This window comes from Prevotella sp. MA2016 (assembly GCF_000619825.1).
Taxonomy (GTDB): Bacteria; Bacteroidota; Bacteroidia; order Bacteroidales; family Bacteroidaceae; genus Prevotella.
Map to the genome: position 1 here is coordinate 57,213 of NZ_JHUW01000010.1, position 15,205 is coordinate 72,417.

The following is a 15,205-nucleotide window of genomic DNA, read 5'->3' on the forward strand; positions in this document are numbered from 1 at the left end:
GATTATCATGTATGTCCGGATTTGATGTTGCTGGATAATGGAAATAATCCATTATACAAACCACTATATACCTTGTGTAAATCCCCGGATTGATATACCTTTGCACCAGCAAAAGCTTAAAATACTGAATATTATCTATAATAAACAACAATGATGAAAACAAAAATTCTACTTTTTGCGATGGCCTGTGTGTTCACCGTTCTGGCGTCGGCTCAGTCGGGAAGTGTTAAGTACAACGATTTCGTGGTTACCAACCCTTCAAACATCAAACAGGGTGTTCTCGCCAATGGTTTCCGCTATTATTTATGCGACAACGGTGTTCCTGGTAACAAACTTGAAATGCGACTCATCCAGAAATCAGGTACCGACGACGAGGGTGATATCCCAGGCATCGCGTTTTTATTACGCCGGATGCTTTGCTCCGAGAACCTCACTGCCGGCACTGCCGGTGTGCTGAAGGATAAGCTCGACGAACTAAATCTGCAGTCACTCCCCGATTTCCGTGCCGTTAATGGCCTTGTGCCCAATGTGGCCGCCTACTGTTCCGAAATCGAGAATAGGTGCACAGAGTATAATCTGTTCCGTTTAAATAACGAGCGCACCTACGCGGCGTCGTGTATGGGGCTGCTGGCCCAGATTGCAGGCAATGCCCGTTTCTCGGCTGCCGAATTGGAGCGCCAGAAGCAGTTGGCCATCAACGAAATCACCAACAGCCGTTACAATCTTGCCCTGTCCGAGGCCAACTACTTCAAGGCCGCCTTCGTAGATGGATGTACCCTCGATGATCTGATGAACAAACAAATCGCCAGCATTCGCAGTATTACCCTCCAGCAGCTCCAGTCGTACTACCAGCGCTGGTATGTGCCGCAGAATCAGTGCCTGTATGTGTTTGGCAAGGCGCCCGCCAATATTGTTGATATCATCAAGCAGCAGTTCGGCAGCCGCCCCAGTATGCCCGCTCCCGAACCAACACCTATCCAGCTGAGCAACCAGTTGGTGCTGATGATCCAGCAGGATGTGCCTGCATGTATTATTCAGTTCTGTTTCCTGAAGCCTCGTGTGGCGCCATCCGATACAAAGAATCTCGATGATCTTCGTAAGGCAGCGGCTTACAATCGTCTTGGCGAGGTGATTGGTACAGCTTTTAATGCACATGTTGTGTCGGCGTTCGATGATAACCACAAGCTTTTCAACCGCCCAGTATTCACCTTGACTGTTGTAAAGGGCTTAGAGCCTAATGCCGACCAGCAGCAGTTTGGCGATTTTGCTGATGAGGTTATTCAAAATCTCAATGATGTCATGCGTAACGGCGTGCAGGCCCATATCACCCAGTTGCCCATCGAAAAGCGAAAGCAGCTTCAGCAGCAGGAGTTAGCCCGTGTTCGCAACTATACGGTGCTCGACACTCATACCTGTATTAAGAACAATTTCGTGTATGGCAAACCACTGCTCAAGGAGACTATGCCTTACCAGTATTTCAAGCACGAGGTGAGCGATCAGGATATCCGCAACTGCTGCCAGGAACTGTTCAGCAATGCCGATCTGCGCGTTGTGTGCGTCACTCCCAATGGCTATCCCGATGCCGGCATCAATGCTAAACTCGAAGCTTTCTTGACTGGTAAGTAAGGACTAAAGCGAGGTGAGGCGGTAATTATCCATGCGTGGATAGTAATCGCCTTGCCCTTCGCTGAATATTCTTGCTGTTTCTTGTTCGGCTTGGTATTGCTCCAGCATATCCTCCCATGCTCCAATGGGTTCGTCGTAGTAACCATCGTACTTTTCGGCAAACAGGTAATAATAGCTGGTGCCAAAGTTGGTGCTGGTAAGGCGTTCGGTCCGTTCGTCCCACCAGGCATACTCCTTAAAACCCAACTTACCCCAGAGGTCGATCCATCTGCGTTCAAGTAGCTCGTACTCTGGTTCCGATATCACATCGCGAAGCCTCACCCGGTTGTTGTCGAACCACACATACCGCCAGTCGTCGTAGTCCTTGCTCTCTATCAGCATGGCGGTAAAGCGCCAAACCTTACGCGCCCACCCAAAGTGCCCCGTTTCGGCACACAAATCACCTATCCGCATGCCCCGTTTGTATTTCACTTTGCAACTCTCGGCACAGCGTATCGGGTGAATTTCTCTGTTTACAATCTCCCTCAACAGCCGTGCTTCAAGATGCGTCACAACACCATCGGGCATGCATCTGCACACCCGATAAGGAATCTTTCTTCTCATACCAATAAAAACTAAAAACCGATTTTGGCTTTGGGGCGCGGAATCTCGATGGGCACGATGTCATCTGCTGTTAACTGGCGCCATTCCTGCTTGTCATCTGGCTTCTGCATCACACATCTTGTGGCGTGCTGTATGTAGATGCGCTCCAGTTGGTTGGCTACAAATCGGGCATTACCCCAAGTCTGAGGGTCGCGGACCTGATACGCCTGCGCCATCATGTTGCGATACTTTTCCCAAGCCCCATCTGTAAACTGATACTCGTAGTCCTTAATCCTGCTTTTGGTTATTTCTAGCAGTTCGTTCACGCTGAAGTCCTGAAACTCAAATTTGTTGGGGAATCTTGACTGCAGTCCAGGGTTCATGTCCAGCAGTTTCAGCATCTGGTCCTTGTAGCCGCATAGCACGATGGCGATATCACGCTGCGTTTCGTCGGCCAGGATGTTCATCAGCAGTTGTATCACCAGCTTGCCTGGGTCGTTTTCATTCTTGCCGTTCAGCAGATAAGCCTCGTCAATCATCAGTACGCCACCCATGGCCTTTTCTATCACCTGTCGCAGCGATCGTTCCTCGTCGCCCCAAAGTGTGCCGATAAAGGTTCCACGGTCGCACACCACCACATGTCCTTTCGATAGTGCACCTGCATCATGTAGCAGCGAGCCGAATATCTTGCAAACGGTTGTCTTGCCAGTACCCGGCCTGCCTAAGAACACGCTGTGAAGCGACACTTCGTGTTGTTTGCTGTTAGGAAACATCTCCTGCATCACCCTGTTGTAACTGGTTAGCGCCACCAACTCATCCATGCGGTGCTTAATGTCCTCGCAACCTATCAGTTTGTCCAGTTCCTCGCGCGGATTCTCGATGGGATCCAGTATTTTGATATCAACACTTAGGCCCATATTCTGGTCTATCGTCTCGCTCTTGGTCGTAGGCGTTGCTGGTTCCTCTGGCTCATGCGCTTCAGGCTCTTCTTCATCAGCATCCTCTTCATCCTCTGTGGTATAGTCTCTTATTGACAGTCCCATGATGCCATCAGGTTCTTCGTTCAAGTGATCATTCGCAAGGTCGAAGAGCATCTGTTCGAACTCATCGTAGTCTTCATCTGCTGTTTCTACCTTTGGCTCCGGCTTAGCATCAATACTTTCGTCGGTCACAATATCGAAGTACACCTTACCAGCAAGATCGTCGTCATCATTCACCCCAGCCCTACGAAGTTTCAGGTTACTGCAGTTGCTGATCACCTTGATGTCGTTCTTTTCCCAGTCATCCTCCAGTTCGTAAGCGTTGTTGATGGCATCCTCTGTCAGCAGAATGCCGTAAACTTTCAGACTGGCTTGAGATTTTGTCAGCCGACTTTTCATGATAGCCATCGTCTCCTTTAGCTTCCACACAGTACTTTCGCGAGGTTCGCATCCAGGTTCATAAATCATCATGTCTATGTTCTGCGTTTCCTCGTAATATTGTTTTTGTCGGTGCTTGTTGCTGTCCACGCATACCACCACCATGTTTATTGAGTCGGCATAAATATAAATATCGCAGTTGTACAAATACGGGGCAAAGCCCTTTATCCGATTAGAGTAGACGGCATAGTTGACCGCCATAGCGTTCATATGTTTCCAGATAGTAAGATTTGTCTGGTTTCTAAAGTCGTTAATCAGTCTGTTCAAGTTTCTCATAAAACTAAAATCAATACATCGTTCATATATATAAAATAGGTATGCCCCTGTGTGTGAAAGGGGCGCAAGAGTCATCGGGCCAGACGTTTGCACACCTGCCCCTTGGTATTATAGAGGTTTCCTTTCAGATTTCTCTATCACATCATCCAAACAATTGTAGCAAAATGTCAAAGAACGCGCAAGCCGAATGCAATGCGAAAGCTCGCTTTCAGGCTTTGCTGAGTGACAACGCACAATCCACCTGTCGATTCTCAGATTCAGTTTTACCCTCGTCTTAGAACCGCTCGGCACTTGATTGCAGTCATTGTCATTCTGTTCATTTTGCTTTTAAAATTTTGTTTGTTTTGTGATAGAATTATGTTTATCGGCGGCAAATGTAGATAATTTCCTCGAAACTTCCAAATTTTTTCGCAAAAATCGGTCGAAAAAAACAAAAAGTGATATTCGGAGCGAAAAAAAATAATAAAAATGACAAGAATTCAGAAAATTGTTTTATTTTTGCACTCAGTTACCAATACTTAAGCCAGATGTTTAAAATATATATCACCGAAACTATCTACCATCATGTTGTCGATGCTGAAGCGCAAAAGGCAGCATCAGCTTGGTCTAACCTCTATAAACTATTAAAACAACAGCCCGTAGAGATCCTTTCGGTAGCTGATACTGAGAGATATAAAGCTCATCCTGAAGATGTACTAAAGCACCCTTCGGCTCTTTATATCCTGGATGTGCCAAGTGTTGAGGCTTTGGCCATACAAAAGCAATATGGTGTGATGTGTCTGAGTGGTGCTAATCCTGATATTTCTTCCTTGATAGATGTTAATGATATTCATATATCAAAGGAATACGAAAAGTTAGGTCGAGGATGGGATACTGTTCTGGATAGTGTCGAAACGCTGCCGTCAAATGCTTTGCTTCTTACAGATCGCTATCTGTTTGCTTTCAGAAAGCCAACGGCTGGTGATGGTATTGCTAACATCCGTGATATCCTTAACGAGTTGTTACCCAAGCAGTTTCTTGGTGGTAATTACCATGTTACTATCATCTTTGATAATATGGCAAAAGATACAACATACACCTTTAATGAAATCGCTTCTCAATTAGAACTGGTAAAGCAGCAGCTTAAGCGCGACTATTCTATTACGATGGAGTTGCTTGGTATCACCCCAGATTGCTCTATCTATAATAAACTTCATAACCGTATGATTATATCAAACTATTATATGGTAGAAGCCAGTCATAAGTTAGCTGCATTTAATAAAGAGGTAAGTACTGCTCGTCAGTTGCTTTTTCCTTTATCACTCTTTACGGAGAGTAGTTTAAACAATAATTCAACTCCACCATTGGACGCGATAAACCAAACGCTTACTACTCTTCGTGACTTCTCAAAAGCTCTTTCGTTACCATACACCAATCACGATAGCTACAACTATGCTGTTAATGGTAAGTTGATGGAAAAGTGCATTGCAATTAGAAATAGGCTCATCAAATAATAGCATACAGGATTATGGGAATCATCGGAACAGTCATTTTAGTCATTATCGTTATCGTTGTTTTCTTAGCTTTAGTAATAATAAGAAAAGGTAATGTTTTAACATCGTTAAAAACACAGACGTTGAAAGTATTAAAGGGTATAATATCATATACGTTGCCTCCATTTAAGCAATCTTTGAAACAACTTGTTTCTATCCGTTCCTTGTTGGCATGTATATTGGCTTTATTATTCTCTTTAGTGTTTAAACTAATGCTTTCTTCTTGTTTTTCAAGCGAATTAGGTGAAAGAGAAATTATTGATCCTATAAGTAGCGATTGGTACATAAATGCTTTTTTTACAAAATGCAATGAGAACCAGGATTCTATTCCGTCTGGTGATGAAGACATTGTGATAATTAATATATTGGATTCCGTTTCTAGTCGATCGAATATAGCTAAAATAATCGAGACTATTTCAGATCAACATCCCAAGGTGCTTGGTATAGATATTTTTTTATCAGAGAACAATGATTCGACAAACGAAGCTGTTTTGAAGGCTATATTACACGCTAAGGACTCTACAAATATAGTAGTCTCTGCGTATTGGGATGATGTAATGGATGAATTGCGTATTCCTTTTTATTCTTCTGTTCTTGATTCTACAGATTATGGCCTGGTTAATCATGTTAGTTACACTCAACTATGTACAAATTATAATAATCACCCCACGTTCTCTGCGCAGGTCGCAAAAAAATATGGCATTGTTTCTATCCCCACCGATAAAATTGTTAACTATAGATATAAAGAATTTAGTGCAGATTGGATATCCGATGTAGATAGTATTTCCGTTGGCGACATCAGTAACAAAATAGTTTTGTTAGGGAATACATTCACTCCAAGTGACAAGAAAGACCTTCCTTTTGTAGTCGGAGGAGTCAATCAGTTGTCCGGCGTCGAAATGTTGGGCTATGAGATTTCCTCTTTATTGGCGTTGAATAAGAAAATGGATATTTTTAAAACGCCTTTAGATTACTTAAGTCCTGTGATAAATCTGGCTGTATGTATATGTTCTCTCATGCTCTACTTATTCTTTGTTTTTATCATTAATTATATCGGAGAATGCAGAAATAATTGGTGGTGGAAAATTATTATGATAATTGGAAAACTGTTTTTCTTGATAATTTGTGAATTATTGATAATTCAGTGTTGTTTCAGGCTAACAATGTATTGGCTAATTGTTCCTGATATTACATTGTTTATTATTGCAATTATATTTGTTGAAGAAATCCACAAGAATTTACCAAATATTACTATAGGAAGATTATATTTACTACAAAAAAAATGATGCGTATGAATACTTTAAAGTTCATGTTAATCGTTTTGATGTCAGCGATTCAAAACGTTTCATTTAGTCAAAATTACAAGTTGTACAGTGCTTATATGCCTGTAGAATTTCAAAAAGACGGGAAATGGATGAAGGTGATGCGTGGTGAAACAAAACTTAATAGCAATACTTATTTGCGTTGTAAAAGTGATTTTACAATTAGGGAAATAGGCGGTGCCGAAAAATTGCATTTCTGTTCTCCATCTAAATCAGGTAAGAAGTTGGGTGATTTGATAGAAAAGGTTGTTAATAAGAAAAAACAATCGACTGTAACTACGTGGTTTAGAAGTGGAAGTGCCTATGAAATATTGGAAATCGATTTACCAATAAAGAGTGACAGCTTGGATAATGTACCATACAATTTCCAATACCTCATAGTCGATGTAAACCATTTTGAAGATAATACTTGGGGTAATTTAGGTTTTCCTGCATTAAACGTGGATTCAATCGATCATTCAATACGATTTATCATGTTGCCAGAAACTGGTTATAATCTCAAAATGCGCAAGGTTTTATGCTCTCCATATAATACAACAGCAGATTCTATCAATTGGCATATTAATGACTTGATTGAGAAAGTGGATGATAATCAGAAAAATATTGTGATGCTTTACCTTTCTAGTCATGGAGAACGAACAAAAGATAAAAAGTTCTGCTTTATAACATCTGATACAAAGTACGATTTTATAAATAAAGGAAATCTTACAAATTATATTTCTGGCACAGTAATTAACGATTATGTTCGCAAACTTGTAGAAAAACGTGCTATTGTTTTATTATTTGTAGATGCTTGTTATGCTGGTTCTTTGATTTCGGAATTAAATAATGACGATATTATTAAAAATGGAAGTGTTGCATATTTTATGTCAACAGATGGTGATTTGAAAGCGTATCAAGACTCGGATGGAAGTCCGTTTGCTGACGCTTTAATAAAAGTTTTAACAAATGAGGAACAATTGTTCTTTGGCGAGAATGATAACAAAGTTACTCCATATTACTTAGAACTATACTTGCAGAAACATGTTAATAAAAAGCATATAGGACAGAATCCAAAGTCAATGCGTGGAAATGGACTTGATAAAGATTATGAATTATGGAAAATTAAACCTCTATTTACAAGAAGTTTGATTGATGATTTAATAGAAAAGGCTGAGGGCGGTGATACTGAGTCAATGGTCAAGTTAGGCGATATATTCCTTTGTGGTAATGATGATAATAGCATTAGCCCTGATTATGGAAAGGCATACAATTATTATAAGACTGCTTATGTCAGAGGTAATCAAAACGCAACAGCAAAAGTAGGATTATGCCACTATTATGGCTATGGTGTTGATATAGATTATGATAAAGCCTTTGACCTCTTTTCTTTAGGAGAAAGTGAAGAGAAAGATTTGGCTAGATATTATTTAGGTGTTTGTTATGCCAAAGGATTAGGAACCAAAAAGAACAAGAAACTTAGTAAAAAAGTTCTCTTGAAAATTGAAAAATGGTCTGATAAAGAGATAGTATCAGCGATGGAGAAAGAGCAGATCCAGATTCCTGGTGTCGCGATTCTGTACAACGATGGTGCATTGTCGCATTTGTTTGAAAAAGAGTTGAATGAAGATAAAATTGTGGTCAAGTTTGAACGTGCTGTTACTGATGGTACAACTGTTCCTGATATAGAATTTCAAGCCTCACTAGGTAAAGAAAAAGCACAAGCAATGATAGGAAAAATATATTTATATGGATTAAGAAATACACCAGTTAATTATGATAAAGCCATTAAGTGGTTGTCAAAAGCCGTAAAGGCAGGAAATGCATCAGCTATGTGTGATATGGGGTATTGCTATGCTTATGGTTATGGCGTACAAAAAAATATTCAAAGAGCATGGGAACTGTTCCAAAAAGCAGCTAATAAAGGCTATTCTTTAGCATATGTTATTATTGGTAATTACTATTTCATTGGTTCAGAAAACGTTGAACAAAACGATAGAGAGGCTGCTGAGAATTGGCTAACAGCTGCGCGTATGGGCGATGTTATCGGTTTGTACAAATTAGGCTTATGTTACAAATATGGAATCGGTGTCGAACAGAATGATAAAGAAGCCGTTAAATGGCTAACAAAATCAGCAAAAAAAGATTATGAGAAAGCCCAATACGAATTAGGTAACTATTATCTTTTTGCAGGTGACTATAAGACCGCTTATAAGTGGTTGAGTAAGTCAAAGAAAAATGGTGTTCCCGAAGCAAAGAAATTGATAGAACAGCATTTTTATGTTGATGGTAGGGTAAAACCTGCAAATTGATATGCAACATACAAGTTTATGTTACTTAAATTAAAAACATATAGTATTATGAGTAAAGAATGCAAAAAACAGCGGCAGGAGAAGAAACGTAGACTACAGAAAGCCAACTTCAGTATCAGTCTAACGGGCAAGCATGTTTTTGGCGCCTATTTTAATATGGCGCGTACCAATTTTGTTAAGACCATCAACTATATTTTGCCGATTGCAGGAGTACGTGGAAACTATTCCGAAAACCAAATAAACAAAATGCTTCATGCTCTGTTTTTGATACAGGCAGGACGCAATGAAGAATTGACTACTGAGCAGAAACAATGGGAGAAGAAACTGCGTCTTAATCCAGAGCAGCAAACTAAATTCCAAAAGCTCCTCTTCAAACATTTCCCTGTACTCGGCCCAATGATGGCAGATGTGGCTGACCATAAAGCCTATCTCAATAAGAAGAAATCAACGGTGCAGACAGAGGATGAGACTTTTGCCATGCTTAAAGGTGTGTCATTGGCTGACTGCTTGGATATCATCTGTCTCATGGCTGATACTCTCACAGAATGCCGCAATTTCTATACCCACAAAGACCCTTACAACAAGCCGTCGCAATTAGCTGATCAATATCTGCATCAGGAGATGATTGCCAAAAAGTTGGATAAGGTAGTGGTTGCAAGCCGGCGTATTTTGAAAGACCGCGAAGGGTTGTCTGTTAATGAAGTAGAATTCCTAACTGGAATCGACCATTTGCATCAAGAGGTGTTAAAAGATGAATTTGGTAATGCGAAGGTAAAAGATGGCAAGGTGATGAAGACTTTTGTTGAATACGATGATTTCTATTTTAAGATCTCTGGTAAACGTCTTGTCAATGGCTATACCGTCACAACTAAGGACGATAAGCCTGTTAATGTAAACACTATGTTGCCAGCCCTTTCCGACTTTGGACTACTATATTTCTGCGTCCTGTTCCTTTCAAAACCATACGCTAAATTGTTTATTGACGAGGTTCGTCTTTTTGAATACAGCCCGTTTGATGACAAAGAAAACATGATTATGAGCGAGATGCTCAGTATCTACCGTATTCGTACTCCACGCCTGCATAAGATTGATAGTCATGATAGCAAGGCAACACTGGCTATGGATATCTTCGGAGAACTGCGTCGTTGCCCCATGGAACTCTATAACTTGCTCGACAAGAATGCTGGACAGCCATTCTTCCACGATGAAGTGAAACATCCCAATAGTCATACACCTGATGTTTCAAAACGATTGCGATATGACGACCGTTTCCCAACGTTGGCCCTTCGTTATATCGACGAAACTGAGTTATTCAAGCGCATTCGCTTTCAGCTCCAGTTAGGTTCTTTTCGTTACAAGTTCTACGATAAGGAGAATTGTATCGACGGAAGAGTACGTGTGCGTCGTATCCAGAAAGAAATTAATGGATATGGACGAATGCAAGAAGTGGCTGACAAGCGTATGGATAAATGGGGAGACCTGATTCAAAAACGAGAAGAACGTTCAGTGAAGCTGGAACACGAAGAACTATATATTAACTTGGACCAGTTTCTTGAGGATACAGCCGATTCAACTCCTTACGTTACAGATCGGCGACCCGCCTACAATATTCATGCTAATCGTATTGGATTGTATTGGGAAGATAGCCAGAATCCTAAACAATATAAAGTGTTTGATGAAAACGGAATGTATATTCCAGAACTAGTTGTGACTGAAGATAAAAAGGCTCCCATTAAGATGCCTGCACCTCGTTGTGCACTTAGCGTCTACGACCTGCCTGCTATGCTTTTCTATGAATACCTTCGCGAACAACAAGATAATGAGTTCCCTTCTGCCGAGCAAGTTATTATTGAATATGAGGACGACTACCGCAAGTTCTTCAAGGCTGTAGCAGAAGGAAAACTGAAGCCATTTAAGAGGCCCAAAGAGTTCCGTGATTTTTTGAAGAAAGAATATCCGAAACTCCGGATGGCTGATATACCCAAGAAATTGCAACTTTTTTTGTGTAGTCATGGTTTATGTTATAACAATAAGCCTGAAACGGTGTATGAACGTTTAGATAGACTTACTTTGCAGCATCTTGAAGAACGCGAACTTCATATTCAGAATCGTTTGGAGCACTATCAGAAAGATCGTGATATGATAGGCAATAAGGATAATCAATATGGAAAAAAGAGCTTTTCCGATGTTCGCCATGGTGCTCTTGCACGTTATCTGGCTCAAAGTATGATGGAGTGGCAACCTACCAAACTTAAGGATAAAGAAAAGGGTCATGATAAGTTAACGGGATTAAACTATAATGTTCTTACAGCCTATCTTGCCACCTATGGCCACCCCCAAGTTCCAGAAGAGGGTTTTACACCTCGCACTTTGGAGCAGGTTTTAATAAATGCACATCTCATAGGAGGCAGTAATCCTCATCCTTTTATAAATAAGGTTTTGGCTCTTGGCAACAGGAATATTGAGGAACTATATCTGCACTATTTGGAAGAAGAACTCAAACATATCCGCTCTCGTATACAGTCATTGTCGAGTAATCCTTCTGACAAGGCATTATCTGCATTACCTTTTATTCATCACGACCGCATGAGATACCATGAACGTACCAGCGAAGAGATGATGGCTTTGGCAGCACGCTATACCACTATACAACTGCCAGATGGTTTGTTTACTCCATATATCCTGGAAATACTGCAAAAGCATTATACTGAGAACTCTGATCTGCAAAATGCTCTCAGCCAAGATGTTCCAGTCAAGCTTAATCCAACGTGCAATGCTGCTTATCTCATAACATTATTCTATCAGACAGTATTAAAGGATAATGCCCAGCCTTTCTACTTGTCAGATAAGACCTACACTCGGAATAAAGATGGTGAAAAAGCAGAGTCATTCTCGTTTAAACGCGCCTATGAATTGTTTTCCGTATTAAATAATAACAAGAAGGATACTTTCCCATTTGAAATGATTCCGCTGTTCCTAACAAGCGATGAGATTCAGGAACGCCTGTCTGCAAAACTCCTTGACGGCGATGGAAATCCTGTCCCAGAAGTAGGAGAAAAAGGTAAACCTGCAACAGATAGTCAGGGTAATACTATCTGGAAGCGACGCATCTATTCTGAAGTGGATGATTACGCTGAAAAATTGACTGACAGGGATATGAAAATTAGTTTCAAAGGCGAATGGGAAAAACTGCCACGCTGGAAACAAGATAAAATTATTAAGCGAAGGGATGAAACTCGCCGGCAGATGCGCGACGAACTGTTGCAACGGATGCCACGTTATATACGTGATATCAAGGACAACGAACGTACACTTCGTCGCTATAAGACGCAGGATATGGTATTGTTTCTCCTGGCTGAGAAGATGTTTACAAATATCATCAGCGAACAGAGCAGTGAATTTAATTGGAAACAGATGCGGCTTTCCAAGGTATGTAACGAGGCTTTCCTGCGTCAGACGCTTACTTTCCGTGTTCCAGTAACAGTTGGTGAAACAACCATATATGTAGAACAAGAGAATATGTCGCTCAAGAACTATGGTGAGTTCTATCGTTTCCTTACAGATGATCGTCTGATGAGTCTGTTGAATAACATTGTGGAAACGCTAAAACCTAATGAGAATGGCGACCTTGTTATCCGTCATACCGATTTGATGAGCGAGCTGGCTGCATACGATCAGTATCGTTCTACCATCTTCATGTTGATTCAGAGTATCGAGAACTTGATTATTACGAACAACGCTGTACTTGATGACCCTGATGCAGATGGCTTCTGGGTTCGTGAAGATCTTCCTAAACGCAATAACTTTGCATCATTATTGGAACTGATAAATCAGTTGAATAATGTGGAGTTGACTGACGATGAACGTAAGTTACTCGTCGCCATCCGTAATGCCTTCAGTCATAATAGTTATAACATTGACTTCTCTCTGATTAAGGATGTTAAGCATCTGCCAGAAGTCGCCAAAGGCATTCTGCAACATCTGCAATCGATGCTTGGCGTAGAAATAACGAAGTAGTTGTATAAAAGAATGGGTTTATGGCAACAACAAAATATTCACATGCATTCCTGGTGGGTAGTTTTAACGGAATAATTACGCCCCAAGAATTGGATCAAGAATGGGAGAGAGTTAATAATCAAGACGAGTATGAGTGGATCTGTTCTATATATTATAAAGGACATGTAGATGCCATGCTTGATGTTAATAATTGTCGTCCTCCTTTTTTGAAAGACGTATGTCATTACAAATTGTCTTTTGGCGGAATAGATGCCAAAGGCGAGAATATCGTTGGTAAGGAGATTGAGATGAAGATGAAAAAGAACATGGGGAAAGACGAATTTATGTATCGTTTCCGCTTAATGAATCTTCATTTGTACTTCTTTCCATATAATATTGCGCTTCTTGCTATAGAAATAGATGATACAGGAACAGAGCTTAATGAACTGACTGCTGCGCATTCTTCTTTGACACAATGTAACACATATGCTAGAGAAGAAATTAAATTCGCTTTTTCTTCTTTATCTCGTTTTCTTTCTAATCCTTCAGGTATTCTGGGGGTAGGAAACAAGTTTAAGTTATATCAAGTAATTGAGATAAATTCAGAGAAGATAGAGGATAGAATGTTGTACGAAATTGCAACCTCATCGCCTATCGGCTGTGTTGGCACCAGACATCCGTTAGCTCCGTCAGAGCAATACTATAATAAAATCATTGGACTTAATACTGTTTCGGCTTTTAATGACTGGAAGGGTCTGGCATTGATGGATAGTTTTACGATGATAAGCAATGCAGAAAAACGTGATGATTCATGGGATAAACATTTCTATTTGTGGAACAATCATTACTTCCAATTAATATATCTACGTTGCTTATTTGAGAAAACGTTCTGTTTTCGTCAGAATATTGCCTATAGAATGGGTGAAAGTTCACCAGATCTGTCAAAGATGATATCAGATATGGAAAGGTATTATTTCTATAACAAAATATCATATAATTTCCTTCCTAATCTTCTTTATGAGTCCATGTCCAAGGGCATGGAACTTAAAGAAGAACGAGATGAATTGTCAAAACAGATTAAAGAAAGGGCCAAGGAAGAAGAAGCAATAACAAAGGAACAAGAGAAAGCTGCAGCCCAAACTTTAAAAGAACAACAGGAGGAGCAGAAAGAAAAGGATGACAAAAGGTTTAACAACATTCTTGCTTATGTTTCAATCTTCGCTGTGTTCTCAGTAATATGGGATATCTGTTCTATTCTTATGGCTTCTTCATATATGTTAAAAGAATCTGTTTGGACAGCTAGAACTCTATTTTTGTTTGGGGTCGTATTATCATTGTTCTTTATTTGGCTAATCAAGTATAACAGCAAAAAAAGAAATGAAATTAAATAGAATAAATATCTCTCCAGAAGTCCGCTCACATCTTGCTACGCACTTCCATCAAGATCTTCCGGGCTCAAAATTCTATAGCGAATCGCCTGAGGATTTGTTAGAGGAAGCTATGCGATTATTTCCAGACACCTTCCGTAGGGCAATACCTGATGATGATGGACGTATTCGCATCTCCCTGACATTTCCCAGAGAAATTGGTACTAGTAATGTGGCGAGCATTGGAGAGTTGTCTGATGCAGAAATAAAACGGATAGAGATGGTTGATAGGAATGGCAGGAAGGTTCGTTTTGTTAATTCTGATAGGATAATTCCAACCCATGAATGTCAGATTATCCTTTCTTCTGATTGGCAACTTATTACAATGTTTCCCGGTGAGTTGGCTCCACCATTGCCAGAATCTCCAGATATTCATGATGACTACTGGGATAATCATGTATTTGTAGAGCCAGAATCTTAGAATTATACGTATTTTGTGATCTTTGACATGTTGATACCTCGAAATTAGGTGTGAGTTATTGTGGCAAATAATCCGCTATAATTAAGAGTTAATTATTTAAGAATAATATTATGTCCAACCGACTTCTTCAAAGTCCTATAAACAGGGTTGTTGTAGAAGCTTATCGTTTGGATAGGTATGACAACATTTTTTTACTACGCCTGATATAACCGACTACATGTTGTAGAAGCTTATCGTTTGGATAGGTATGACAACTAACTCAATATGTCTACGAGACTCAGGATAATCAGTTGTAGAAGCTTATCGTTTGGATA

The 15,205-nt window shown here is 40.3% G+C and carries 9 protein-coding genes and 1 CRISPR repeat array (1 of these 10 running past the window's edge); of the genes, 7 read left to right on the forward strand and 2 right to left on the reverse strand.

The features are described from left to right. Positions 1 to 150 precede the first annotated feature (150 nt). A complete protein-coding gene (locus T360_RS0107705) occupies positions 151 to 1,626 on the forward strand; it encodes a pitrilysin family protein (RefSeq protein ID WP_081772733.1) in 1,476 nt (491 codons plus the stop codon). A gap of 3 nt (positions 1,627 to 1,629) precedes the next feature. Here the strand turns inward: T360_RS0107705 and T360_RS0107710 are convergent, their stop codons facing one another. Both T360_RS0107710 and T360_RS0107715 read right to left on the reverse strand, forming a co-directional pair. Beyond that, positions 1,630 to 2,229, reverse strand: coding sequence for a hypothetical protein (locus T360_RS0107710; protein ID WP_155949428.1), 600 nt, complete (start codon positions 2,227 to 2,229; stop codon positions 1,630 to 1,632). Positions 2,230 to 2,240: 11 nt separating this feature from the next. Beyond that, positions 2,241 to 3,893 carry an AAA family ATPase gene (locus T360_RS0107715; RefSeq protein WP_197019284.1) on the reverse strand — a complete coding sequence of 551 codons (1,653 nt, stop codon included), beginning with the start codon at positions 3,891 to 3,893 and terminating at the stop codon, positions 2,241 to 2,243. A gap of 446 nt (positions 3,894 to 4,339) precedes the next feature. Between T360_RS0107715 and T360_RS0107720 the strand changes: the two genes are divergently transcribed. The 6 genes from T360_RS0107720 to T360_RS0107745 are packed head-to-tail and all read left to right on the forward strand — an operon-like array spanning position 4,340 to position 14,891. Next, positions 4,340 to 5,395, forward strand: coding sequence for a hypothetical protein (locus tag T360_RS0107720; RefSeq protein ID WP_155949430.1), 1,056 nt, complete (start codon positions 4,340 to 4,342; stop codon positions 5,393 to 5,395). Between the two features lie 14 nt (positions 5,396 to 5,409). Next, positions 5,410 to 6,720: a CHASE2 domain-containing protein gene (locus tag T360_RS14905; RefSeq protein ID WP_028912269.1), complete on the forward strand. Its 1,311-nt coding sequence runs from the start codon at positions 5,410 to 5,412 to the stop codon at positions 6,718 to 6,720. Further along, a complete protein-coding gene (locus T360_RS0107730; RefSeq protein WP_028912270.1) occupies positions 6,717 to 9,047 on the forward strand; it encodes a caspase family protein in 2,331 nt (776 codons plus the stop codon). The genes T360_RS14905 and T360_RS0107730 overlap by 4 nt, the downstream gene beginning before the upstream one ends. Positions 9,048 to 9,065: 18 nt before the next feature. Beyond that, the gene (gene cas13b, locus T360_RS0107735; RefSeq protein WP_028912271.1) at positions 9,066 to 13,064 is read left to right on the forward strand and encodes a type VI-B CRISPR-associated RNA-guided ribonuclease Cas13b; all 3,999 of its coding nucleotides are present in this window, start codon (positions 9,066 to 9,068) and stop codon (positions 13,062 to 13,064) included. A gap of 20 nt (positions 13,065 to 13,084) precedes the next feature. Further along, the gene (locus tag T360_RS14910) at positions 13,085 to 14,434 is read left to right on the forward strand and encodes a hypothetical protein (protein ID WP_036929178.1); all 1,350 of its coding nucleotides are present in this window, start codon (positions 13,085 to 13,087) and stop codon (positions 14,432 to 14,434) included. Continuing rightward, positions 14,421 to 14,891, forward strand: a complete 471-nt coding sequence (locus T360_RS0107745; protein ID WP_028912272.1) for a hypothetical protein — start codon at positions 14,421 to 14,423, stop codon at positions 14,889 to 14,891. Before T360_RS14910 ends, T360_RS0107745 begins: the two co-directional genes overlap by 14 nt. 149 nt (positions 14,892 to 15,040) lie before the next feature. Further along, a CRISPR array of direct repeats spans positions 15,041 to 15,205; the repeat unit is 36 nt; unit sequence GTTGTAGAAGCTTATCGTTTGGATAGGTATGACAAC (it continues 362 nt past the right edge of the window).

What these genes read in the sequence shown, in the direction of transcription:
- T360_RS0107730 (WP_028912270.1), top strand. Translation starts at nt 6,717, where the DNA reads ATGATGCGTATGAATACTTTAAAGTTCATGTTAATCGTTTTGATGTCA.
- cas13b (WP_028912271.1), top strand. Translation starts at nt 9,066, where the DNA reads ATGTTACTTAAATTAAAAACATATAGTATTATGAGTAAAGAATGCAAA.
- T360_RS14910 (WP_036929178.1), top strand. Translation starts at nt 13,085, where the DNA reads ATGGCAACAACAAAATATTCACATGCATTCCTGGTGGGTAGTTTTAAC.
- T360_RS14905 (WP_028912269.1), top strand. Translation starts at nt 5,410, where the DNA reads ATGGGAATCATCGGAACAGTCATTTTAGTCATTATCGTTATCGTTGTT.
- T360_RS0107710 (WP_155949428.1), bottom strand. Translation starts at nt 2,229, where the DNA reads ATGAGAAGAAAGATTCCTTATCGGGTGTGCAGATGCATGCCCGATGGT.
- T360_RS0107745 (WP_028912272.1), top strand. Translation starts at nt 14,421, where the DNA reads ATGAAATTAAATAGAATAAATATCTCTCCAGAAGTCCGCTCACATCTT.
- T360_RS0107705 (WP_081772733.1), top strand. Translation starts at nt 151, where the DNA reads ATGATGAAAACAAAAATTCTACTTTTTGCGATGGCCTGTGTGTTCACC.